This is a genomic window from Nocardia terpenica (assembly GCF_013186535.1).
Taxonomy (GTDB): Bacteria; Actinomycetota; Actinomycetes; order Mycobacteriales; family Mycobacteriaceae; genus Nocardia; species Nocardia terpenica.
In genome coordinates this window covers 194,057-217,206 of the sequence record NZ_JABMCZ010000001.1, presented here as the reverse complement: position 1 = coordinate 217,206, position 23,150 = coordinate 194,057, and the positions used below count along the sequence as shown (strand labels likewise).

Below are 23,150 nucleotides of genomic sequence, written 5' to 3'. Positions count from 1 at the left end.
AAAGCACGCCGGGATCATGGGCGCCGTGCGCCGGGACCTCTACACCTTCAGGATCAGCGCGTCGCCCTGTCCGCCGCCGCCGCACAGCGCGGCCGCGCCGATACCGCCGCCGCGGCGCTTCAGCTCCAGCGCGAGGTGCAGGACGATGCGGGCGCCGGACATACCGAGCGGGTGGCCGATGGCGATGGCGCCGCCGTTGACGTTGACCTTGGCCGGGTCGATGCCGAGCTTGCGGGTGGAGGCGATGCCGACCGCCGCGAACGCCTCGTTGATCTCCACGACATCCAGGTCGGCGGGCGAGATACCTTCGCGCGCACAGGCTTTCGCAATGGCATTGGCGGGCTGCTCCTGCAGCGTGGAGTCCGGACCGGCCACCACGCCCGCGGCGCCGATCTCGGCGATCCAGCTCAGGCCCAGCTGCTGCGCCTTGGCCTTGCTCATCACGACCACCGCCGCGGCGCCGTCGGAGATCTGCGAGGCCGACCCGGCGGTAATGGTGCCGTCCTTGCGGAACGCCGGGCGCAGCTTGCCCAGCGACTCCACCGTGGTGTCGGCGCGAATGCCCTCGTCCTGGGCGACCACGATCGGGTCGCCCTTGCGCTGCGGCACCGACACCGGCACCACCTCGTCGTCGAACAGGCCGTTCTTCCATGCGGCCGCGGCCTTCTGATGCGAGGCGGCGGCGAACGCGTCCTGGTCCTCGCGGCCGATGTGGTCGGCGTCGTTGCGGGTCTCGGTGAGCGCGCCCATCGCCTGGTCGGTGAAGATGTCGTGCAGACCGTCGAAGGCCATGTGATCGCGCAGCGTCACATCGCCGTACTTGAAGCCCTCGCGGCTCTTCTCCAGCAGATGCGGGGCCTGCGTCATCGACTCCTGGCCACCGGCCACCACGATCTCGTACTCACCGGCGCGAATCAGCTGATCCGCCAGCGCGATAGCGTTGATACCGGACAGGCACACCTTGTTCACCGTCAGCGCCGGCACGTCCATCGGAATGCCCGCGGCCGCCGCGGCCTGGCGCGCCGGAATCTGACCGGCTCCGGCGGTCAGCACCTGGCCCATGATCACGTAGTCCACCTGCTCGGGCGCGACCCCACCCTTCTCCAGCGCCGCCTTGATGGCGAACCCGCCCAGGTCCGAGCCACGGAAGTCCTTCAGCCCACCCAGCAGCCGGCCGACCGGGGTGCGTGCGCCGGAGACGATGACGGAAGTGGTGGTCACGATGTGCCTCGCTTCATGAATTCGGTACCTGGTCGACAGTCTGGGGAACCGCCTGGAACTCCACGGTAACCGGTGTCGTCGGGGCAGCACTATGGAGGTACGCGCGCTACCGTTCGAGGGGTGAGCACTTTCGATACGTCCTCGTTCATTCCGGCCGACTATGTGATCGCCGTCGATCACGTCGGCATCGCGGTCCCCGATCTGGATGCGGCCGTCACCTGGTACGCCGAACATCTCGGGATGGTCGAGACCCATCGCGAGGTGAACGAGGACCAGGGCGTCCACGAGGCCATGCTGGCCTTGCCGGCCGCCGGCGACGACTCGACTGCTCTGCAGTTGCTGGCGCCGCTCAATGCGGCGTCGACCATTGCCAAGTTCCTCGACCGCAACGGCCCCGGAATGCAGCAGCTGGCCTATCGCGTCACCGATGTGGAAGCGGTCTCGGCCTATTTGCGCGACCGTGGCCTGCGCCTGCTGTTCGACAAGCCCGGTAACGGAACCGCCGGTTCCCGGGTCAACTTCGTACACCCGAAGGATGCTGGTGGTGTGCTCATCGAGCTGGTAGAGCCGGCCGCGAATCCTACTCACTAGTACCGGAATCCGGCCGCGGAAACTTGTCGTAACGACATTCGCGGTCGGGTCACCATGCCGCGGCGCCAGGCGGTAGTTTGTGGGGCATGTCGTCCACTGAGCCCGATCGCAATCGCTTCGTTGCGTTGCCCTTTACGGTAGTCCGCAAAGGTTACGACCGCGACGAAGTTCGCAATTACTTCGACCGATTCGATGCCGAACTGCGGGTGACCGCAACGGATCGCGACGCCGCCGCCGCCCAGGCGCGAAACCTGGCCGCGCAGCTCGAAGACGCCCGCGACGAAATCGATGAGCTCCGTAAGGAAGTCGATCGTCTGTCGGTGCCGCCGACCACGGCCGAGGGCATGAGCGATCGCATTTCGCGCATGCTGCGCCTGGCCTCCGACGAGGCGTCCGAGGTGCGGGCGCAGGCGCAGGCCGAGGCGGCCGAAATGATCTCCATCGCGGAGCAGCAGGCCACCGAGATGCGTGGCAAGTACGAGTCGCTGCTCGGCGAGACCAAGGAAAAGCGCGAGGCCCTCGAGATCGAGTTCGAGCAGACCCTCGCCAACGCCCGCACCGAGGCCACCAAGATCGTCGACGCGGCCAACGCCGAGGCCGACCGGGTCACCAAGGAAGCCGACGCCAAGCGCAAGGCCGCCCAGCAGGACTTCGAGGTCACGATGGCGGAGCGGCGCACCAAGCTCACCCGCGCCATGGAGGAGCTCGAGGCCACCAGCCGCGCCGAGGCCGCGCAGCGCATCAAGGATGCCACCGACGAGGCCAACCGCCTGGTCACCTCCGCGAGTCAGAGCGCCGACCGCAAGATCGCCCACGCCAAGGAACTGGCCGAGGAGATGCGCGTGCTGCGCGGTCGAGTCCTGGCCCAGCTCTTGGGAATTCGCGGCCAGCTCGATTCGGTGCCGGCCATGCTCGCCGCCGTCAACCGCGAGAGCGAACTGCTCGACGGCACACCCGAGCCGCGCTCGCTGTCGAGCAAGCAGTCCGGCAACACCCGGCAGAAGGCCATCCCCGAGATGAAGAACGACCAGGAGGAGATCGTCGACGACGAGCGCGAGAACGCCGAAATCTCGAGCTGACGACGAACTCTCACCGGGCGACACCCCCATCCATCCGAAAGCCGCCTCCCACCGGGAGGCGGCTTTTTCATGTTCCAGGCTGAAGTATCTGTTCCGATTCCGCCTATGACCAGCGGCGGGTAATCGTTCGGGTGTGACGGCCCTTCCAGCATCCGGTGTGCCAGTGCCGACGATCGTCCTCGCCGCCCTCGGCGGCCCAGGCGACGATATGCGCGACGCCGGGTGGAATTTCGTGATCGCAGCCGGGACAGCGATAGGTTTTCACCGCGCGGGCACCGGGAACCGTCCGCACGATATAGGTTTCTCCGCCGGGTCCCTCCTCGGTGCGCCCGAAGACGTCGCCGAGCGGACGCGGCTCCTGCGAGAGCCGCGCCGACGACCGTTTCGGGCGAGGATTCCGGCGGGACATGATCCGAGCTTAGAACAGCCGGAATTCGTCACTCTCCGTGCCGCGGAGGGCATCGTAATCGAGTGTCAGACAACGAATCCCGCGGTCGGTGGCGAGCGTGCGGGCCTGCGGCTTGATCTGCTGGGCCGCGAACACCCCGGCGACCGGGGCCAGCAGCGGGTCGCGGTTCAGCAGTTCCAGGTAGCGGGTCAGCTGTTCCACACCGTCGATCTCGCCGCGGCGCTTGATTTCCACCGCCACGGTGGCGCCGGTGGAGTCGCGGCACAAAATGTCGACCGGGCCGATCGCGGTCATGTATTCGCGTCGGATCAGCGAGAATCCTGCCCCCAGGGTCTCGATGTGCTCGGCCAGCAGCTCCTGCAGGTGGGCCTCGACACCGTCCTTGACCAGACCGGGATCGACGCCGAGATCGTGCGAGGAGTCGTGTTCGATGTCCTCGACGGTGATCCGCAGTTCCTCACCGGCCTTGTTGGTGACCACCCACAGCTTCGCCGCATCCGACTCGCTCGCGCGCTCCTCCAGCCAACACGGCGGGCTCATCCAGTTCAGCGGCTTGTAGGAACCACCGTCGGAGTGCACCAGCACGGAGCCGTCCGCCTTCATCATGAGCAGGCGGCGGGCCATGGGCAGGTGAGCGGTGAGTCGACCCACGTAGTCGACCTGACAGCGAGCAATCACGAGGCGCACCCGTGGCACTCTAGGCCAGAGCCCGCCCGGAGCGTTATTCAGCCCACGAGCATCATGTAGCCCAGCACGGACGCGGTGGCGAGCATGCCGATCTCCGACCATGTCAGCCTGGGCAGGGTGGTGCGGCGTCCCGTCCGCAGGGCCCAGTACCCGGCCAGCAGTCCGATCACGACCGACAGGAGATGACCGACATTGGTGAAGGTGCGACCCATGATCACCCCGGCCACGGCGACCGCGAGCCAGGTGATGGCCCAGGTGGGCCGCCAGCGCGACGGCAGCAGCACGACGAAGGCCCCGACCAGGGCCATGGCGCCGTAGCTGATGCCGACGTCCTCGGCGCGGGTGATGTCCATCGGCAGCCACTCGGCCTCGACGGCCACCCACAGCCCGACCGCGACCAGCAGCGTCGCGCCGATATGACCGGCCAGGAAGATCCGGACGAGATGCCAGGAGCCGAACCGCATCTCGGCGAGGGCCAGCGCGCAGATCAGCAGCGGAATGATCATCAGCGCCGCATCGCTGTCGCCGATGACGAAGGCGCTGGAGAACAGGGTGCCGAAGTGGCCGCGCAGCAGATTGTGCAGGTTGGTGCTGGCATGCAGGACGACCTTGGTCTGCGCGGAGTTGCTCAACGCGGCCACCAGAGCCGTCACGGCGATCAACAGCGCCGCATAACCGTAGGTGACAGGCAGGAAGAACCGGCGAAGTCGGCGCACACGCGTGGGCGGCGTGGTCGTAGCCGTCGTCACCGCGGACTCCGACGCCTCGGCGGGCGATGCGGACAACACCACCATGCGCATCCCTTCCTCGCATCCGGCACCGGATCTGCCGGACCTACCCCTTCATGATCCAGATCGGCGCTGCGCGCGGGCTCCCTGTTCCTCGAGAGAATGCTGTGAACCTGAAACTCCCAGGTCAAGGCGGTGCACGAGTCCAGATATGCGAAAGGCCCCCGACAATGTCGGGGGCCTTCCTTCAAATATTGTCCGGCGGTGTCCTACTCTCCCACACCCTGGCGAGTGCAGTACCATCGGCGCAGGTGGCCTTAGCTTCCGGGTTCGGAATGGGACCGGGCGTTTCCCCACCGCTATAACCGCCGTAACACTATGAAACTATCCACACCGATCCCGGCGAAAAGCGTGCCGGGATCAGATCGTCTGATCCCTCGCATGCGCGGGATCAGACCCTTGTTCCCCGCATGCTTTTCGCGGGGATCTGTGTGTTGTTTCAGATACCGCACAGTGGACGCGTAGCAGCTTTGTTGGTAAGTCCTCGGCCTATTAGTACCGGTCACCTGCACCAGTTACCTGGCTTCCAGTTCCGGCCTATCAACCCAATGGTCTGTTGGGGACCTTACCCACTCGAAGTGGTGAGAAACCTCATCTTGGAACAGGCTTCCCGCTTAGATGCTTTCAGCGGTTATCCCTTCCGAACGTAGCCAACCAGCCATGCCCCTGGCGGGACAACTGGCACACCAGAGGTTCGTCCGTCCCGGTCCTCTCGTACTAGGGACAGCCTTCCTCAAGTTTCTGACGCGCGCGGCGGATAGAGACCGAACTGTCTCACGACGTTCTAAACCCAGCTCGCGTGCCGCTTTAATGGGCGAACAGCCCAACCCTTGGGACCTACTCCAGCCCCAGGATGCGACGAGCCGACATCGAGGTGCCAAACCATCCCGTCGATATGGACTCTTGGGGAAGATCAGCCTGTTATCCCCGGGGTACCTTTTATCCGTTGAGCGACACCGCTTCCACATGCCGGTGCCGGATCACTAGTCCCGACTTTCGTCCCTGCTCGACCTGTCGGTCTCACAGTCAAGCTCCCTTGTGCACTTACACTCACCACCTGATTGCCAACCAGGCTGAGGGAACCTTTGGGCGCCTCCGTTACACTTTAGGAGGCAACCGCCCCAGTTAAACTACCCACCAGGCACTGTCCCTGAACCAGATCATGGTCCGAGGTTAGAAGTCCAATACGATCAGAGTGGTATTTCAACGACGACTCCACCCGAACTAGCGTCCAAGCTTCACAGTCTCCCACCTATCCTACACAAACCGTACCGAACACCAATACCAAGCTATAGTAAAGGTCCCGGGGTCTTTTCGTCCTGCCGCGCGTAACGAGCATCTTTACTCGTACTGCAATTTCGCCGAGTCTGTGGTGGAGACAGCAGAGAAGTCGTTACGCCATTCGTGCAGGTCGGAACTTACCCGACAAGGAATTTCGCTACCTTAGGATGGTTATAGTTACCACCGCCGTTTACCGGGGCTTAAATTCTCAGCTTCGCCCCCCGAAAGGGACTAACCGGTCCTCTTAACCTTCCGGCACCGGGCAGGCGTCAGTCCGTATACATCGTCTTACGACTTCGCACGGACCTGTGTTTTTAGTAAACAGTCGCTTCTCTCTGGTCTCTGCGACCCAACCCAGCTCCCACCGCAAGGATGTTCACCAGACCGGGCCCTCCTTCTCCCGAAGTTACGGAGGCATTTTGCCGAGTTCCTTCACCACAGTTCTCTCGATCGCCTTAGTATTCTCTACCTGACCACCTGTGTCGGTTTGGGGTACGGGCCGTGTACCAACTCACTAGAGGCTTTTCTCGGCAGCATAGGATCACTGAATTCGCCTCAACCGGCTACGCATCACCTCTCAGGCTTGATGCTGTGCGGATTTGCCTACACAACGCCCTACAGGCTTACACCAGGTAATCCATCACCTGGCCCAGCTACCTTCCTGCGTCACCCCATCGCTTGACTACTACAATCAGGGTCCCGTGCAGCCACTTCTCTTCACCCGAAGGTGATAGGTCCGCTTTTGGACGGTTAGCACAACTGATTCGCCATTGGGCGCGGATACACGGGTACGGGAATATCAACCCGTTGTCCATCGACTACGCCTGTCGGCCTCGCCTTAGGTCCCGACTCACCCTGGGCGGATTAACCTGGCCCAGGAACCCTTGGTCATCCGGCGGACGAGTTTCTCACTCGTCTTTCGCTACTCATGCCTGCATTCTCACTCCCACACCCTCCACAGTTCGGTCACCCGACTACTTCCCTGGGTGCAGGACGCTCCCCTACCCATCCCAGCTCCTGGCTCGAAAGCAGGATAATGCTGAAATGCCGCGGCTTCGGCGGTGTACTTGAGCCCCGCTACATTATCGGCGCAGGATCACTTGACCAGTGAGCTATTACGCACTCTTTCAAGGGTGGCTGCTTCTAAGCCAACCTCCTGGTTGTCTAAGCGACCCCACATCCTTTTCCACTTAGTACACGCTTAGGGGCCTTAGCCGGCGATCTGGGCTGTTTCCCTCTCGACTACGAAGCTTATCCCCCGCAGTCTCACTGCCGCGCTCTCACACACCGGCATTCGGAGTTTGGCTGACTTCGGTAAGCTTGTAGGCCCCCTAGGCCATCCAGTGCTCTACCTCCAGTGTGAAACACGCGACGCTGCACCTAAATGCATTTCGGGGAGAACCAGCTATCACGGAGTTTGATTGGCCTTTCACCCCTACCCACAGCTCATCCCCTCAGTTTTCAACCTAAGTGGGTTCGGGCCTCCACGACGTCTTACCGTCGCTTCACCCTGGCCATGGGTAGATCACCCCGCTTCGGGTCCATGATGTGCGACTCGGGCGCCCTATTCGGACTCGCTTTCGCTACGGCTCCCCCACACGGGTTAACCTCGCCACACACCGATGACTCGCAGGCTCATTCTTCAAAAGGCACGCCATCACCCCACCATAGGAGGGCTCTGACGGATTGTAAGCGCACGGTTTCAGGTACTATTTCACTCCCCTCCCGGGGTACTTTTCACCTTTCCCTCACGGTACTAGTCCGCTATCGGTCACCAAGTAGTATTCAGGCTTACCGGGTGGTCCCGGCAGATTCACAGCAGATTTCACGAGTCCGCTGCTACTCGGGCACTCACTACGAGAGAGCACATGTTTTCGCCTACCGGACTCTCACCGTCTACGGTCGGCCATCCCAGACCAATTCAGCTAACACGCACTTTTCTGACTCTCGCTCCCCACGGCAGTGGAAAGAAAATGAGCCCCACAACCCCGCATACGCAACGACTGCCGTCTATCACACGTACACGGTTTAGCCTCTTCCGCTTTCGCTCGCCACTACTCACGGAATCACTATTGTTTTCTCTTCCTGTGGGTACTGAGATGTTTCACTTCCCCACGTTCCCTCCACACACCCTATATATTCAGATGCGGGTGACACGACATCACTCGTGCCGGGTTTCCCCATTCGGACATCCTCGGATCTCAGCTCGGTTGACAGCTCCCCGAGGCTTATCGCAGCCTCCTACGTCCTTCATCGGCTCTCGGTGCCAAGGCATCCACCGTACGCTCTTACACACTTACAAACAAAGATGCTCGCGTCCACTGTGCAGTTCTCAAACAACACACCCGCACCGGACTGAATCAAGGACCTGACTGGCAACACCAGCGGTTTCACAAGAGGCCCGAGCGGATCGTTTCTTGCCTGGAAAGAACGTCTGTTCTTTCAGGACCCAACAGTGTGTCGATATATCCACCGCGACCGGAGACTCGGCTCCGACCACAAGCGATGAAGCCTGTCAGCGTTCCACCCATGAGCTTCCGCGGTCCCACATGCGGGGACTCGAACGGTCTCTGCCACAACCACTCTCGACTCTTCGAGGCGTCGTGGAGATGTGCTCCTTAGAAAGGAGGTGATCCAGCCGCACCTTCCGGTACGGCTACCTTGTTACGACTTCGTCCCAATCGCCAATCCCACCTTCGACGGCTCCCTCCCACGAGGGGTTAGGCCACCGGCTTCGGGTGTTACCGACTTTCATGACGTGACGGGCGGTGTGTACAAGGCCCGGGAACGTATTCACCGCAGCGTTGCTGATCTGCGATTACTAGCGACTCCAACTTCACGGGGTCGAGTTGCAGACCCCGATCCGAACTGAGACCGGCTTTAAGGGATTCGCTCCACCTCACGGTATCGCAACCCTCTGTACCGGCCATTGTAGCATGTGTGAAGCCCTGGACATAAGGGGCATGATGACTTGACGTCGTCCCCACCTTCCTCCGAGTTGACCCCGGCAGTCTCTCACGAGTCCCCGCCATCACGCGCTGGCAACATAAGATAAGGGTTGCGCTCGTTGCGGGACTTAACCCAACATCTCACGACACGAGCTGACGACAGCCATGCACCACCTGTACACCAGCCACAAGGGAGGCTACATCTCTGCAGCTTTCTGGTGTATGTCAAACCCAGGTAAGGTTCTTCGCGTTGCATCGAATTAATCCACATGCTCCGCCGCTTGTGCGGGCCCCCGTCAATTCCTTTGAGTTTTAGCCTTGCGGCCGTACTCCCCAGGCGGGGTACTTAATGCGTTAGCTACGGCACGGATCCCGTGGAAGGAAACCCACACCTAGTACCCACCGTTTACGGCGTGGACTACCAGGGTATCTAATCCTGTTCGCTACCCACGCTTTCGCTTCTCAGCGTCAGTTACTGCCCAGAGACCCGCCTTCGCCACCGGTGTTCCTCCTGATATCTGCGCATTTCACCGCTACACCAGGAATTCCAGTCTCCCCTGCAGTACTCTAGTCCGCCCGTATCGACTGCAAGCGCACGGTTGAGCCGTGAGATTTCACAATCGACGCGACGAACCGCCTACAAGCTCTTTACGCCCAGTAATTCCGGACAACGCTCGCACCCTACGTATTACCGCGGCTGCTGGCACGTAGTTGGCCGGTGCTTCTTCTACTCCTACCGTCACTTGCGCTTCGTCGGAGTCGAAAGCGGTTTACAACCCGAAGGCCGTCATCCCGCACGCGGCGTCGCTGCATCAGGCTTCCGCCCATTGTGCAATATTCCCCACTGCTGCCTCCCGTAGGAGTCTGGGCCGTGTCTCAGTCCCAGTGTGGCCGGTCACCCTCTCAGGTCGGCTACCCGTCGTCGCCTTGGTAGGCCGTTACCCCACCAACAAGCTGATAGGCCGCGGGCCCATCTCGCACCGATAAATCTTTCCACCACACACCATGCAATGCGTGGTCATATCCGGTATTAGACCCAGTTTCCCAGGCTTATCCCAGAGTACGAGGCAGATCACCCACGTGTTACTCACCCGTTCGCCGCTCGTGTACCCCGAAGGGCCTTACCGCTCGACTTGCATGTGTTAAGCACGCCGCCAGCGTTCGTCCTGAGCCAGGATCAAACTCTCCGTTGAAGACTCTCAATTGCGTCCGAAGACGTAATCGGAAGAATTAACCAGAGTCCGAAAACCATGGCAAAAATCAAACGCCAGCAAAAGTATTTGCTGACTAAAATGTCCCGGCACCCACACGGGGGTGTAAGCACCGGAACCAAATAAAATATTTGGCACTGACATTCATCGACACACTATTGAGTTCTCAAAGAACACACGCACACACCATCACCCCGGGCTATTCACCCGCTCGATCGTGAGGCAACTTGAACCAGCTTAGCCCAACCATCCACCCCGAACCAAATCCGGAGCTCACAGCCGAACCAGTGTGATCGCCAGGCGCTCCCCGTCCAACCTCGTTCACCCCGGCCTCTCGGCCCCGGGTCGGTGTCCGTGTCGCTCTGACCTGGAATAAGTTACGTGTCGTCCGAATCGATGTCAAATCGCCTGGTCAGGAAGGCTTTTCGGACATACGGGTCAGCGGACTCGTTCGACCTCGGCCCCGAGGGAGCGCAGGTTTTCGACGAAATCCGGGTAGCCGCGGTCGATGTGGAAGACGTCGTGCACCTCGGTGACGCCGTCGGCGACCAGACCCGCGAGCACCAGGCCCGCGCCCGCCCGGATGTCGGAGGACCACACCGGCGCGCTCGACAACCGCGGAATCCCGCGCACCACAGCGTGATGCCCGTCGGTGCGGGCGTCGGCACCCAGGCGGATCATCTCCTCCACGAAGCGGAAGCGCGCCTCGAAGATGTTCTCGGTGATCATGGAGGTGCCGTCGGCGATCGCCGCGAGCCCGATGGCCATCGGTTGCAGGTCGGTCGGGAATCCCGGAAACGGGAGGGTGGAGAAGTTCACCGCGCGCGGGCGCTCGGGCTGCACGACCCGGAAACCGTCCGGCTCGAAGGAGATTCGCGCGCCGGCGGAACGCAGCTTGTCCAGCACCAGCGACAGATGCTTCGGGTTGATGCCGGTGACGTGCACGTCGCCCATGGTCATCGCGGCGGCAATTCCCCAGGTGGCGGCCACGATTCGATCACCGATCACCTGATGGTCGGTCGGTGACAGCTTGCGCACGCCCTCGATGGTGAGCACCGAGGTACCGGCGCCGCCGATCCGCGCGCCCATCCGGGTGAGCATCGTGCACAGGTCGACGATCTCGGGTTCGCGGGCGGCATTGTCGATGACCGTCTCGCCCTCGGCGAGCACCGCGGCCATCAGGATGTTCTCGGTCGCGCCGACCGACGGGAAGTCCAGCCGGATGCGGGCACCCTGTAGTTCGTCGGCGCGGGCGACCAGGCAGCCGTGCTCGATCTCGCTGGTCGCGCCGAGCAATCGCAGACCCGCCTGATGCATGTCGAGCGGGCGCGACCCGATGGCGTCGCCGCCCGGCAGCGCGACCACGGCCCGCTTGCACCGCGCCATGAGCGGACCGAGCACACACACCGATGCCCGGAACTGGGTGACGGCCGGGAAGTCCGCGTGATACTTCGGCTCGGCCGGTGCGGTGATGGTGACCGTCGACCCGGCGACCACGACGTCGCAGCCGAGGCCCCGCAGGACCTCGGCCATCAACGGCACGTCGAGGATGTCCGGGCAGTTCGTGATGGTCGTCGTGCCCTCGGCCAGCAGTGCGGCGGCCATTAGCTTGAGCACGCTGTTCTTGGCTCCCCCCACCGCCACCTCGCCGACGAGCCGACTGCCCCCGGTCACCAGAAACCGTTCACTCACGGGGGTCAGCCTAGTGGTCCGGTCCATCGATCGCGGCCTCTCCTCCGGTGTGTGACGCGGCGCTCGCATCGGCGTCGGCCGTTCCCGCCGACTCGCCGCCCCCGCCCGGGCGCCACAGCACGTCGCCCTCCGGGTTGGCCACCCGGCCGAGGATGAACAGCAGATCCGACAGGCGATTCAGGTATTTCGCGGGCAGCGCGCTCGTGTCGTCCGGGTGGGCCTCGACCGCCGCCCAGGCCGAGCGCTCGGCGCGGCGGGTCACCGTGCGGGCGGTGTGCAGCAGCGCGGCCAGCGGGGTGCCGCCCGGCAGAATGAACGAATTCAACGGCGGCAGTTCGGCATTGAACTCGTCGCACCACCGTTCCAGCCGATCGATGTAGGACTGGGTGATGCGCAGCGGCGGATACTTCGGTTCGGCGACCACCGGGGTGGACAGGTCGGCGCCGACATCGAACAGGTCGTTCTGCACCGTGCGCAGCACCCGCAGCAGTTCGGGCGTCGGGTTGCCGAGGGCGATCGCCACACCCAGTGCGGCGTTGGTCTCGTCGCAGTCGGCGTAGGCGACCAGGCGGGGATCGTTCTTGGAGACCCGGGAGAAATCGTTCAGACCGGTGGTGCCGTCATCGCCGGTCCGGGTATAGATCCGCGTCAGATGCACGCTCATGGAACCCACCGTATTCCTGTGTCTAGTAGCCGGGTCGGCGGCGAATGCGGTCCGAGGGCCGGGATTCGACCCAGGACAGGAACGCCGCCAGTGCACCGCGGTCCAGTGCCAGCTCATAGCTGCCGTCACCGTCGGAGACCGCGATCACGATGATGTCGTCGGTCATGATGTCGTACTCGTCGCCGACCGGTCCGCGCCGATCGACCACCTCGATGCCCAGGCGGCGGATCGTGGAGTCGGGGCCCAGCTTGAGGCTGGTCAGCTTGTAGAAGACCAGCCGATCCTCGTCGTAGCGGATCAGGCCGTGCCGCCAACCCTGGCCGCCCTTGGCGGGAAGCACCCGGAGGATCGCCGCCGTCCCGCCGCGCCGCAGCATGACGAGCCGGTAGAGCGACGCCAGCGCCAAGCCGACGAGCAGCAGCACCAGAATGATCAGAAGCACCATCCCGGTCCGCAATCCAGGTCCGTCCCTTCGCTTTGCCCCTGTGCCGTCGAGCGCCGTGTCATCCCGAACAACGCCGGTGGGGGCGAGTCTACAAACCACCCCCCGTACGGAAGCGACCGGTACACCCCTGTCCGATCCGAGCCTATCGGCATTCCGGATCGTGTGGACGCGCTCGCCGGAACATTTACGGACACAGGACAATCCGGCGAGGCACACGGTGACAAGCCGTGTGGCGGTCCCGGTAATCCGGAACCGCCACACGGGCCGTGAATTCTGTTGTCGCGCTACGGCGTCAGGAGGCGGCGGCCTCGACCGCCCGGACCCGGGCGCGGGCCGCGTTCTGCTCCTGCTCGGAGGCGTTCGGATCGGCGAGCACCGCCCGCGCGGCCTCGATATCCACATCGCCGGCGAATTCCGCCGATTCGGCGAGAATCCGGACGGTCGTCGCGGTCACCGAGAAGAAACCGCCGTGCACCGCGGCGACGATGCGCTCGCCGTCGGAGTCCACGATGGTCACCGCGCTGTCCTCGGCCAGCTGGCCGAGCAGCGGCTCGTGGCCGGGCAGAATACCGATCTGACCCTCCGTGGTCTGGGCGCTGACGAAATTCGCCTGTCCGGACCACAGCCGTCGCTCGATGGCGACCAGATCAACTGACATTTCCGCCATGGTGGACTACTTCCCGGCCAGCTTCTTCGCAGCCTTCTCGACGTCATCCAGGCCACCGCAGGAGTTGAACGCCTGCTCCGGGAAGTGGTCGAACTCGCCCTTGCAGACCCGCTCGAAGTCGTCGATGGTCTGCTCCAGCGGCACGACCGAACCCTGCTGGCCGGTGAACTTCTCGGCGACGATGAAGTTCTGACCCAGGAACTTCTCCAGGCGACGGGCGCGGCCGACGAGGACCTTGTCCTCCTCGGAGAGCTCGTCCATGCCGAGGATGGCGATGATGTCCTGCAGTTCCTTGTACTTCTGCAGGATTCGCTTCACCTCGTTGGCCACCGCGAAGTGCCGCTCGCCCAGGATCGACGCCTCCAGGATGCGAGAGGTCGAGGTCAGCGGGTCGACGGCCGGGTAGATGCCCTTCTGCGAAATCGGGCGGGAGAGCTCGGTGGTCGCGTCCAGGTGGGCGAAGGTGGTCGCCGGGGCCGGGTCGGTGTAGTCGTCGGCGGGCACGTAGATCGCCTGCATCGAGGTGATCGAACGGCCGCGGGTCGAGGTGATCCGCTCCTGCAGCTGCCCCATCTCGTCCGCCAGGGTCGGCTGGTAACCGACGGCCGAGGGCATGCGACCCAGCAGGGTGGAGACCTCGGAACCGGCCTGGGTGAACCGGAAGATGTTGTCGATGAACAACAACACGTCCTGGTTCTGCACGTCCCGGAAGTACTCGGCCATGGTCAGGGCCGAGAGGGCGACGCGCATACGCGTGCCCGGCGGCTCGTCCATCTGGCCGAAGACGAGGGCGGTGTCCTGCAGCACGCCCATCTCTTCCATTTCCAGGTGCAGGTCGGTGCCCTCACGGGTGCGCTCACCGACGCCCGCGAACACCGAGGTGCCGGAGAACTCCCGCGCGATACGGGTGATCATCTCCTGGATCAGCACGGTCTTGCCGACACCGGCGCCACCGAACAGGCCGATCTTGCCGCCCTTCACGTACGGGGTGAGCAGGTCGATGACCTTGATGCCGGTCTCGAGGATCTCGGTCTTGCCCTCGAGCTGATCGAACGGCGGCGGCTCGCGGTGGATGCCCCACTGCTCGCCGTCGCGGCCGAGGCCGGGGGTGTCGAGGCAGTCGCCGAGGGCGTTGAAGACGTGGCCCTTGGTGACATCGCCGACCGGCACCGAGATCGGCTTGCCGGTGTCGGTGACCGGCACGCCGCGGACCAGGCCGTCGGTCGGCTGCATCGAGATGGTGCGGACCAGGCCGTCGCCCAGGTGCTGCGCGACCTCGAGGGTCAGGGTCTTGGCCACCGACGGGAGCTCGACCTTGGCGTGCAAGGCGTTGTACAGCTCGGGGATGGCACCGCGCGGGAACTCGACGTCGACGACGGGGCCGATGACCCGGGCGACGCGGCCTGTGCCAGCGCCCGCCCGGCTCGTGTTTTCTGCAGTAGCTGCTGCGGTCATTTGTCTTCTTCCTGGGTGGGCTTAGTCGCTAGAACTGGCTGCCAGCGCGTTCGCGCCGCCGACGATTTCACTGATCTCCTGTGTAATGTTCGCCTGCCGGATCGAATTCGCCTGACGGGTCAGGGTGTTCACGAGATCGGTGGCGTTGTCGGTGGCGGCCTTCATCGCGGTGCGGCGTGCGGCCGACTCCGAGGCCGCGGCCTCGAGCAGCGAGGAGTAGATCCGGGTGTTCACGTACTTCGGCAGCAGCGCGCCGAGCAGCGTGTCCGCGTCGGGCTCGAACTCGTACAGGGGGTGGATGTCCGCGTCCGGGGAGTCGGTCACGAAATCCTCGCCGAGTTCGTAGTTCTCGTCGACGTAGCTCACCTGGATCGGCGCCAGCCGGCGCACCTCCGGCACCTGCGACAGCATCGACACGAAACGGGTGTAGACGACATGGATCTCGTCCACGCCCGCGATCGTGCCGGTGCCGTCGGTCGCGGGCACCTCACCGTCGGAGCCGGCCATGAAGGCGTCCACCAGGTGGTGGCACGCGGCCGACGCGTCGGTGTAGTGCGGCTGCTGCGAGAACCCGGTCCACGACCCGGTCACCTGGCGATTGCGGAACGTGTAGTACGTCAGGCCCTTCGATCCCATGACGTAGAGCACCGACTCCTTGCCCTCGGAGCGCAGCGTCGTCATGAGTTCCTCGGCGCGCCGCAGCACGTTCGCGTTGTAGCCGCCGCACATGCCGCGGTCGCTGGTGATCACCAGGATCGCGGCCCGGCGCGCGTTGGCCCGCTCGGTCAGCAGCGGATGGTCGAGATTCGACGAGGCGCCGGCCAGTTCGCTCAGCACCTTGGTGATCTCCTCCGCGTACGGCTTGGCGGCGGCAACCCGGGCCTGCGCCTTGCTGATTCGCGAGGTGGCGATCAGCTCCTGCGCCTTGGTGATCTTCTTGATCGAACTCACACTACGAATGCGGGAGCGCAATTCGCGCACGCTTGCCATCGGCTGCTCACACTCCCTTCATTCGTTGAACGGTCAGTCGTCGCATTCGGGGACCCGCTACTTCTCGACGTGCTTGCGGGTGACCGACAGCGACTCGACCTCTTCGTGGTCCAGCTCGCCGGCGGCGGGCTCGTTCACGACGCGGCTGCCGTCGGAGGCCAGGAAGCCGTGCTTGAACTTGTCGGTCGCGGCCTTGATCTGCTCGGCGGCCTCGCCCTCCAGCACCTTGCCACCCGCGATCGAGGCGAACGCGTCGGCGGCGCTGCGGTGCAGGTCCTCCAGCAGCTCCACGTTGAAGCGGCGGATGTCCGACACCGGCACCGAGTCGTAGTAGCCGCCGTCGACCAGGTACAGCGACACGATCTGGTCCTCGACCGAGACCGGGGAGTACTGGTCCTGCTTGAGCAGCTCGACCCAGCGGGCGCCGCGCTCGAGCTGTGCCAGCGAGGCGGCGTCCAGGTCGGAGGCGAAGGCGGAGAACGCCTCCAGCTCGCGGTACTGGGCCATCTCCAGACGCAGCGAGCCCGACACCTTCTTCATGCCCTTGGTCTGGGCGGCGCCACCGACACGGGAGACGGAGGTACCGACGTTGATCGCCGGGCGCACACCCTTGTTGAACAGGTCGGACTCGAGGAAGACCTGGCCGTCGGTGATGGAGATGACGTTGGTCGGGATGAACGCCGAGATGTCGCCGGCCTTGGTCTCGATGATCGGCAGACCGGTCATCGAGCCCGCGCCCATGTCGTCGGACAGCTTCGCGCACCGCTCCAGCAGGCGCGAGTGCAGGTAGAACACGTCGCCCGGGTACGCCTCGCGGCCCGGCGGGCGGCGCAGCAGCAGCGAGATCGAGCGGTACGCCTCGGCCTGCTTGGACAGGTCGTCGAACACGATCAGCACGTGCTTGCCCTGGTACATCCAGTGCTGGCCGAGCGCCGAACCGGTGTAGGGCGCAAGCCATTTGAAGCCGGCGGAGTCGGAGGCCGGGGCCGCGACGATGGTGGTGTACTCCATCGCGCCGTGCGCCTCGAGCGCGGACTTCACGCCCGCGATGGTCGAGCCCTTCTGGCCGATGGCGACGTAGATGCAGCGCATCTGCTTGCTGGGGTCGCCCGACTCCCAGTTCGCCTTCTGGTTGATGATGGCGTCGATGCAGACCGCGGTCTTGCCGGTCTTGCGGTCGCCGATGATCAGCTGACGCTGGCCGCGGCCGATGGCGGTCAGGGCGTCGATGGCGGTGATGCCGGTGGCCATCGGCTCGCCGACCGGCTGCCGCTGCAGCACGGTCGCGGCCTGCAGCTCGAGCACGCGACGGTCGTCGGCCTCGATGTCGCCCAGGCCGTCGATCGGCGCGCCCAGCGGGTCGATGACGCGGCCGAGGAACTTGTCGCCGACGGGCACGGAGAGCACGTCGCCGGTCCGACGGACCTCCTGGCCCTCCTCGATGGTGTCGAACTCACCCAGGATGACCGCACCGATCGAGGTGTCCTCCAGGTTCAGCGCGACACCCAGCACGCCGCCCGGGAACTCCAGCAGCTCGTTGGCCATCGCCGACGGCAGGCCGCTGATGTGGGCGATACCGTCGCCGGTGTCGGTGACGACACCGACCTCTTCGATGGAGGTCTCGGGGGTGTAGCTCTGGGTGTAGCTCTCGATCGCGCTACGGATCTCATCGGGGGAGATCGTCAGCTCCGCCATGGTTCTTCCTGCTCTCGCTGGTGGTCTGGAATGTCGGGGGGTGTGCGGCTCAGCCGAGCGACTGGCGCAGCCGCTGCAGCCGGCCGATCGCACTGCCGTCGATGACGTCGTCGCCGACTCGCACGACGACACCGGCCAACAGGGTCGGGTCGACCTGCACGTGCACGGTGACGGGCTTGTCGTAGATGCGCTGCAGCGAGGCCGCCAGGTGCTCGCGCTGCTGCTGCGTCAACTCGGTCGCGGCACGCACGTGCGCGACGAGCTGCTTGCGCAGCGACGCCGCCAGTTCGGACAACCGGTCGAAGATCGCGCCCGCGTCACCGTGCGAGCGGCCGACCGCCTGCTCGGCCAGCTGCAGCGTGATGTCCTCGACCTTGCCGGCGAGCAACCGTTCGAGCAGTGCGTTCTTGGCCTGCGCCGGCTTGCCGCGGTCGGCCAGCGCCTGCTCGAGGTCCGGATTGTCCTCGACGATCCGGCCCAGCCGGAACAGCTCGTCCTCGACGGCATCGATGCGGCCGCGATCGGTCGCGGCGCGCAGCAGCGCCTCCCGCCCGAGCAATTCCAGCGTGTCGACCAGGTCCTTGGCCCGCGACCAGTCCTGGGCGACGGCGGTGGTCAGCACGGCCAGGGTGGCCGCGCTGATCTTGCCGCCGAAGACGCGTTCGGCGAGTTCGGCGCGCGCCGAACTCGACACCGACTTATCCGCGAGCGCTACACGCAGCGAACGCTGGTCGTCGAGTATTGCGACAACGGCGAACAATTCGGAGCCCGTCGTGGCCGCGATATGGCTGGTCGCGGCCAGAGCGGCCGAAAGAGCCTCCCGCGCACGGGAGCTCGCCTCGCGGCTCGCTGCGTACATGCTTCCCACTTTCGTGTCGCTACCTTCCGACCCCGATGCCGGTCTTCTCATCCAATTCTGAGAGGAACCGGTCGATCGATGCCGACTGTTTGGCTTGATCCGACACCGACTGGCCGATGATCTTCTCGGCCAGATCGACCGCGGTGCGGCCGAGTTCGGAACGCAGCTCGGTCACGATCTGCTGACGCTGCGCCTCCAGCTGCGAGTGGCCCTGGGCCACGATGCGGTCGGCCTCGGCCTGCGCCTCGGTCCGCAGCTGCGCGAGGATCTGCTGGCCCTGGGTGCGCGCCTCTTCCCGGATGCGCGCGGCCTCGAGCCGGGCCTCGGCCAGCTGCTGCTGGTACTGCTGCAGCGTCTGCTGCGCCTCGGCCTGCGCGGCCTCGGCCTTCTCGATGCCGCCCTCGATCCGTTCGGACCGCTCGTCGAGGACCTTCTGCAGACGCGGAACGACGTACTTGTAGAAGACCACCGCGATGACGGCGACACAGACCAGCGACCAGACGATGTCGTACGGCTCGGGGAGGAGGGGGTTCTTGTCCGACCCCTCCTCCGCCGCGAGCAAAAACATCCTGTTCATGGCAATCAGAAGATGAAGCCGGCGACGAGACCGATCAGCGCCAGTGCCTCGGTGAACGCGATGCCCAGGAACATGTTGGTCCGGATGGTGCCCATCAGCTCGGGCTGGCGGGCCATGCCCTCGATCGCCTTACCGACAACGATGCCGACGCCGATGCCCGGGCCGATGGCGGCCAGACCGTAACCGACAGCGCCGTAGCCCTTGACCTTCTCGGAGGTCTGAGCGAGTTCGACTGCCATGTGGGAGAGGCTCATGAGATTTCTTTTTCCCTTTCTGTTGCCCACCCGCCGGGCGACGGGGTGGGTCAGTCCTTGTGCAGTTGAGCGGGTCAGGTCAGTGCGAGTCGGCGTGCTGGGCGAGGCCGATGTACACGGCCGTCAGCAGCGCGAACACGTACGCCTGCAGGAAGATCACCAGCATCTCGAAGAGCGTGAAGGCGAATCCACCCACCAGCGAGAACGGAGACAGCCCCTTCATCCAGGCGGCGCCATCGAACAGGAAGAACTGCGTGGCGCTGAAGAACAGCACGAGCATGATGTGTCCCGCCAGCATATTCGCCATGAGCCGGACGGTCAGCGTGAAGGGGCGCAGGATGAAGGTCGAGATGAACTCGATCGGAATCAGCAGGACGTGCATCACGGGCGGCACATTCGGCACCACGATGGACGAGCGCATGTACTTCCAGAAGCCGTACTTCTTGATGCCGATGTAGTTGAACGCGATGTACGCGATCACGGCCAGCACCAACGGCATGCCGATTCGCGCGTTCGACGAGATGTTCAGGAACGGGATGATGCTGGAGAAGTTGAGGAACAGCACCGAGAAGAAGATCGTCGCGATGAGCGGAAAATACTTCTTGCCCGATTCCTTGCCCAGTACCTCGTCGCAGATCTGGTCGCGCACGAACACCAATCCGTACTCGGCGATGTTCTGCACTCCTCGCGGCACGAGCTGCGGCCGGCGGAAAGCCACCAGCATGAAGCCGATCAGCACGGCCGACATGAGGATGCGAATGAGCATCAAACGGTCGAGCTCGAAAGGCGTCCCCTCGAACAGCACAGCCGGAGGGAAGAAGTCTGACAGCGAAGGCGCATGAAACTCGCCCGCCAAAGTGGTGACGCTCAGCGTTCTCTCCCGTGTTCGGGCCGCGGGTAACGGTTTCACCCGCGGTTCGATCGGACATTGACGATCTGGTGGGTCGACTCAGGTCGGCTCGAAGTTCGTCAGCAGCTGTGCGGTGTCACCCGCTCGTGGCGTCTGTACGTCGGCGACATCGTCGACGGTGCAGGGCCGAACCCCCTCAAGGTCCGGCACGGCTGTAAGCATAACCCGCACCACCGGGTTCGACGTTGTCGCCCCCCGTAGCTTCGGGTGCCTACGGTAAAGAGTTTACCAAGCTATCTACGACAACGTGTAGGGGGTGTGGTCAAACATTTGAACGATCTTGATCGGAACGCTCGTCCGGCGTGGTCACAATGGGAACCCGTTGGCGCAGTAGTCCGTACGTCTCGGCGCCCAACACGATCAGCAGCGCCGCGACGACGGTCAGGAACAGCGTGCCGCGGCTGTAGAAATCGAACTGTTTGAGCACGGCGACCACGATCAGGACAACCAGAAGTTTGCCGACCCAACTGGCCAACATCACCATGCCCTGAATGCCGGAATCCAATTTCGCACTGAACAGCACCAGTGCGGCCGTTGCGAGGATGAAGAACCCGCCGATTGCGGAACCGATCAAAGACCCCCACAGGCCCGGCAGCCCGGCGAAGATCGACCCCAGCACAGCGGAAACGACCACCAGCACAATCAATCCGGCGATGCCGTAGCGCAGCGCCGCGCGCAGCGGGGCGTCGGGATGATACTCGGATGCGGTGCTCACGGCCCCTCACCTTACTCGTTGCCGGCTGCACGCCCGCGCGGCGTCCCGCGGCGGCGCAGGCCGATCGCCTCGCGCAGCGACGGCACCGCGGTGACCACCAGCGCGAAGACCAGCCCGGCCGCGAACAGCAGCACCACCAGCCGCCGGTCCAGCAGCGACGTGCCGACCGCGCCGAAGGCGAGCACCCCGACCCACAGGTAGATCAGCAGCGCCACCCGGCGCTGGGAATGGCCGATCTGCAGCAGCCGATGGTGCAGATGCATCTTGTCCGGTGTGGAGAAACTCACTCCGGCGCGCACCCGGCGCACGATGGCCAGCACCAGATCCAGCACCGGGATGAACATCACCGCGCCGACGAGCAGCAGCGGCGACAGCAGGCCCACGATGTCGCGCGGGCCGTAGCTCTGCAGCGGAATGCGCCCGGACACGCTGGTCGAGACCGCGGCCAGCATGAGCCCGATCAGCATCGAGCCGGAGTCGCCCATGAAGATGCGCGCGGGGTGGAAGTTGTGCGGCAGGAAACCCAGGCAGGCCCCGGCCAGCGCGGCGGCCAGCAGGGCGGGCGGATAGGTGTCGACCGAGCCGCCCTGCTCGGTCATGACGCCCGCGGAGAAGACGAACACCGCGGCCGCGGCGATCATGCCCAGCCCGGAGGCGAGACCGTCCAGGCCGTCGACGAAGTTCATGGCGTTGATCAGCGTCACCGTGATGACGACGGTGACCACGCTGCCCTGCAGGGTGTCCAGCGAGACCGTGGAGTTGGTGAAGGGGTTGTAGATGCCGTACCAGCTCAGGCCCATCACCGCCATGACGCCCGCGGCGGTGACCTGGCCGACGAATTTGGTCAGCGCGTCCAGGCCCCAGCGATCGTCGACGATGCCGACCAGCACGATCAGGGTGCCGGCCACCAGGACCGCCAGCGGGATGTTGGGGCCGTAGTCGAAACCGCGGCGCAGCGCGGGCAACTGGTGGGCGAACAGCACCGCCGCGACGATGCCGAGATAGATTCCGACGCCGCCCATCCGGGGGATCGGCTTGACGTGCACGTCGCGCTCGCGCGGTATGGCGACCGCGCCGAACTTGATGGCCAGCACCCGCACCCCGCCGGTGGCCAGCAGCGTGGCGACGGCCGAGATGAGCAGGACCAGCGAGAGCTCGCGCAGCGGAACGACAGTACCCGACCCCGTCATCCGCCGGACCGCTCGATCAACCTATCCGCCACCATATCCGCCCATCTTCGCACTCGTTCCCCCACCACCCAACCATCGCGTCGACATCGCCCGGCGCACCGGTCCGGCGAAAAGTGTGCGCGCCGAACCCTTTTCACCGTATCTCGCGGTGCTATCCGGTCGGCTGGGCGGTCAGTTCGTCCGGGGTGGTGCCGAGCACCTCGGCCACCTGCGCCGCCGTGACCGCGCCCTCGCGCAGGATGCGGGGGCGGTCGGCGGTCAGGTCCACGATCGTGGACGCGACGCCCTGCTCGGCGGTGCCGCCGTCGAGGTAGACGCTCGCCGACTCGCCCAGCTGCGCCCGCGCCTCGGCGACGGTGGTGGCGGGCGGCTGGCCGGAGACGTTGGCGCTGGATACCGCGAGCGGGCCCACCTCGCGCAGCAGTTCCAGCGCGACCGGATGCAGCGGCATCCGCAGCATCACCGTGCCGCGGGCGTCGCCGAGATCCCAGGCCAGCGAGGGGGCCTGCTGGACAACCAGACTCAGCCCACCGGGCCAGAACGCCCGGATCAGGTCGCGCGCCTGCGGCTGCACCGAGAACACCAGCCCGTCGATGGTGTTCCAGGAACCGACCAGCACCGGCACCGGCATGTCCCGGCCGCGGCGCTTGGCCGCGAGCAGGGCGGCGACCGCCGAGGAGTCGAAGGCGTCCGCGGCCAGGCCGTACAGGGTGTCGGTCGGGATGACGGCCAGCCGCCCCGACTTCAGGGTGGTACGCGCCGCGGTCAGGCCGGCGGCGCGGGAGTCGGGATCGGAGCAGTCGTAGACGGTACTCACCCGGG

19 protein-coding genes, 3 rRNA genes and 1 pseudogene are annotated in these 23,150 nt (G+C 64.8%); 2 read left to right on the top strand and 21 right to left on the bottom strand.

Going from position 1 to position 23,150, the window contains the following annotated elements:
* Positions 1-39: 39 nt before the first annotated feature.
* Positions 40-1,221 (bottom strand): acetyl-CoA C-acetyltransferase, encoded by a 1,182-nt coding sequence (locus tag HPY32_RS01080; RefSeq protein ID WP_067582179.1) that lies wholly within the window; start codon positions 1,219-1,221, stop codon positions 40-42.
* A gap of 120 nt (positions 1,222-1,341) precedes the next feature.
* On the opposite strand from HPY32_RS01080, the gene mce reads away from it, so the two are divergent.
* Together mce and HPY32_RS01070 are read left to right on the top strand one after the other, a co-directional pair.
* On the top strand, positions 1,342-1,812 hold the full coding sequence (gene mce, locus HPY32_RS01075; RefSeq protein ID WP_171982683.1) for a methylmalonyl-CoA epimerase: 471 nt from the start codon (positions 1,342-1,344) through the stop codon (positions 1,810-1,812).
* 86 nt (positions 1,813-1,898) lie between these two features.
* Positions 1,899-2,891: a hypothetical protein gene (locus HPY32_RS01070; protein WP_067582176.1), complete on the top strand. Its 993-nt coding sequence runs from the start codon at positions 1,899-1,901 to the stop codon at positions 2,889-2,891.
* Between the two features lie 103 nt (positions 2,892-2,994).
* Here the strand turns inward: HPY32_RS01070 and HPY32_RS01065 are convergent, their stop codons facing one another.
* The 20 genes and pseudogenes from HPY32_RS01065 to HPY32_RS00970 form a co-directional block, all read right to left on the bottom strand.
* Entirely contained in the window at positions 2,995-3,300 is a 306-nt protein-coding gene (locus HPY32_RS01065) for an Rv1322 family protein (protein ID WP_067582170.1), read from the bottom strand.
* A gap of 9 nt (positions 3,301-3,309) precedes the next feature.
* On the bottom strand, positions 3,310-3,987 hold the full coding sequence (gene nucS / locus HPY32_RS01060; RefSeq protein ID WP_067582168.1) for an endonuclease NucS: 678 nt from the start codon (positions 3,985-3,987) through the stop codon (positions 3,310-3,312).
* A 38-nt stretch (positions 3,988-4,025) separates the two neighbouring features.
* Positions 4,026-4,781, bottom strand: coding sequence for a rhomboid-like protein (locus HPY32_RS01055; RefSeq protein WP_067585501.1), 756 nt, complete (start codon positions 4,779-4,781; stop codon positions 4,026-4,028).
* 190 nt (positions 4,782-4,971) lie between these two features.
* Positions 4,972-5,088: ribosomal RNA gene (gene rrf, locus HPY32_RS01050) — 5S ribosomal RNA — on the bottom strand.
* 159 nt (positions 5,089-5,247) lie between these two features.
* A 23S ribosomal RNA gene (locus HPY32_RS01045) occupies positions 5,248-8,358 on the bottom strand.
* 320 nt (positions 8,359-8,678) lie between these two features.
* Positions 8,679-10,197 (bottom strand): 16S ribosomal RNA (locus tag HPY32_RS01040).
* The 16S, 23S and 5S rRNA genes sit together here, the layout of an rRNA operon.
* A gap of 456 nt (positions 10,198-10,653) precedes the next feature.
* A complete protein-coding gene (gene murA / locus HPY32_RS01035) occupies positions 10,654-11,907 on the bottom strand; it encodes a UDP-N-acetylglucosamine 1-carboxyvinyltransferase (protein ID WP_171982682.1) in 1,254 nt (417 codons plus the stop codon).
* A gap of 85 nt (positions 11,908-11,992) precedes the next feature.
* Positions 11,993-12,571, bottom strand: a pseudogene (locus tag HPY32_RS01030) (cob(I)yrinic acid a,c-diamide adenosyltransferase); the annotation flags it as partial.
* A gap of 22 nt (positions 12,572-12,593) precedes the next feature.
* On the bottom strand, positions 12,594-13,016 hold the full coding sequence (locus tag HPY32_RS01025) for a DUF2550 domain-containing protein (protein ID WP_067582161.1): 423 nt from the start codon (positions 13,014-13,016) through the stop codon (positions 12,594-12,596).
* A gap of 292 nt (positions 13,017-13,308) precedes the next feature.
* Positions 13,309-13,683 carry a F0F1 ATP synthase subunit epsilon gene (locus HPY32_RS01020; protein ID WP_067582157.1) on the bottom strand — a complete coding sequence of 125 codons (375 nt, stop codon included), beginning with the start codon at positions 13,681-13,683 and terminating at the stop codon, positions 13,309-13,311.
* Positions 13,684-13,689: 6 nt separating this feature from the next.
* Positions 13,690-15,138, bottom strand: coding sequence for a F0F1 ATP synthase subunit beta (atpD, locus tag HPY32_RS01015; protein ID WP_067582154.1), 1,449 nt, complete (start codon positions 15,136-15,138; stop codon positions 13,690-13,692).
* Positions 15,139-15,159: 21 nt separating this feature from the next.
* Positions 15,160-16,128, bottom strand: a complete 969-nt coding sequence (locus HPY32_RS01010; protein ID WP_067582151.1) for a F0F1 ATP synthase subunit gamma — start codon at positions 16,126-16,128, stop codon at positions 15,160-15,162.
* 57 nt (positions 16,129-16,185) lie between these two features.
* The gene (gene atpA / locus HPY32_RS01005) at positions 16,186-17,823 is read right to left on the bottom strand and encodes a F0F1 ATP synthase subunit alpha (protein ID WP_067582140.1); all 1,638 of its coding nucleotides are present in this window, start codon (positions 17,821-17,823) and stop codon (positions 16,186-16,188) included.
* Between the two features lie 49 nt (positions 17,824-17,872).
* Entirely contained in the window at positions 17,873-18,682 is an 810-nt protein-coding gene (locus HPY32_RS01000) for a F0F1 ATP synthase subunit delta (protein ID WP_067582139.1), read from the bottom strand.
* Positions 18,683-18,701: 19 nt separating this feature from the next.
* Positions 18,702-19,259 (bottom strand): F0F1 ATP synthase subunit B, encoded by a 558-nt coding sequence (locus HPY32_RS00995; RefSeq protein ID WP_067582138.1) that lies wholly within the window; start codon positions 19,257-19,259, stop codon positions 18,702-18,704.
* A gap of 5 nt (positions 19,260-19,264) precedes the next feature.
* On the bottom strand, positions 19,265-19,513 hold the full coding sequence (locus HPY32_RS00990) for an ATP synthase F0 subunit C (protein WP_067582137.1): 249 nt from the start codon (positions 19,511-19,513) through the stop codon (positions 19,265-19,267).
* 79 nt (positions 19,514-19,592) lie between these two features.
* Positions 19,593-20,369: a F0F1 ATP synthase subunit A gene (atpB, locus tag HPY32_RS00985; protein ID WP_228785987.1), complete on the bottom strand. Its 777-nt coding sequence runs from the start codon at positions 20,367-20,369 to the stop codon at positions 19,593-19,595.
* A gap of 316 nt (positions 20,370-20,685) precedes the next feature.
* Positions 20,686-21,138: a Cg1360 family ATP-synthase-associated protein gene (locus tag HPY32_RS00980; RefSeq protein ID WP_082870894.1), complete on the bottom strand. Its 453-nt coding sequence runs from the start codon at positions 21,136-21,138 to the stop codon at positions 20,686-20,688.
* Between the two features lie 11 nt (positions 21,139-21,149).
* Complete coding sequence (locus HPY32_RS00975; RefSeq protein WP_067582131.1) at positions 21,150-22,328, bottom strand: glycosyltransferase family 4 protein; 1,179 nt, start codon at positions 22,326-22,328, stop codon at positions 21,150-21,152.
* A 151-nt stretch (positions 22,329-22,479) separates the two neighbouring features.
* Positions 22,480-23,145 (bottom strand): L-threonylcarbamoyladenylate synthase, encoded by a 666-nt coding sequence (locus tag HPY32_RS00970; protein WP_067582128.1) that lies wholly within the window; start codon positions 23,143-23,145, stop codon positions 22,480-22,482.
* Positions 23,146-23,150 lie beyond the last annotated feature (5 nt).

What these genes read in the sequence shown, in the direction of transcription:
- HPY32_RS01070 (WP_067582176.1), top strand. Translation starts at nt 1,899, where the DNA reads ATGTCGTCCACTGAGCCCGATCGCAATCGCTTCGTTGCGTTGCCCTTT.
- HPY32_RS01065 (WP_067582170.1), bottom strand. Translation starts at nt 3,300, where the DNA reads ATGTCCCGCCGGAATCCTCGCCCGAAACGGTCGTCGGCGCGGCTCTCG.
- HPY32_RS01055 (WP_067585501.1), bottom strand. Translation starts at nt 4,781, where the DNA reads ATGGTGGTGTTGTCCGCATCGCCCGCCGAGGCGTCGGAGTCCGCGGTG.
- HPY32_RS01025 (WP_067582161.1), bottom strand. Translation starts at nt 13,016, where the DNA reads ATGGTGCTTCTGATCATTCTGGTGCTGCTGCTCGTCGGCTTGGCGCTG.
- HPY32_RS01020 (WP_067582157.1), bottom strand. Translation starts at nt 13,683, where the DNA reads ATGGCGGAAATGTCAGTTGATCTGGTCGCCATCGAGCGACGGCTGTGG.
- atpD (WP_067582154.1), bottom strand. Translation starts at nt 15,138, where the DNA reads ATGACCGCAGCAGCTACTGCAGAAAACACGAGCCGGGCGGGCGCTGGC.
- HPY32_RS01010 (WP_067582151.1), bottom strand. Translation starts at nt 16,128, where the DNA reads ATGGCAAGCGTGCGCGAATTGCGCTCCCGCATTCGTAGTGTGAGTTCG.
- atpA (WP_067582140.1), bottom strand. Translation starts at nt 17,823, where the DNA reads ATGGCGGAGCTGACGATCTCCCCCGATGAGATCCGTAGCGCGATCGAG.
- HPY32_RS01000 (WP_067582139.1), bottom strand. Translation starts at nt 18,682, where the DNA reads ATGTACGCAGCGAGCCGCGAGGCGAGCTCCCGTGCGCGGGAGGCTCTT.
- HPY32_RS00995 (WP_067582138.1), bottom strand. Translation starts at nt 19,259, where the DNA reads ATGAACAGGATGTTTTTGCTCGCGGCGGAGGAGGGGTCGGACAAGAAC.
- HPY32_RS00990 (WP_067582137.1), bottom strand. Translation starts at nt 19,513, where the DNA reads ATGAGCCTCTCCCACATGGCAGTCGAACTCGCTCAGACCTCCGAGAAG.
- HPY32_RS00975 (WP_067582131.1), bottom strand. Translation starts at nt 22,328, where the DNA reads ATGACGGGGTCGGGTACTGTCGTTCCGCTGCGCGAGCTCTCGCTGGTC.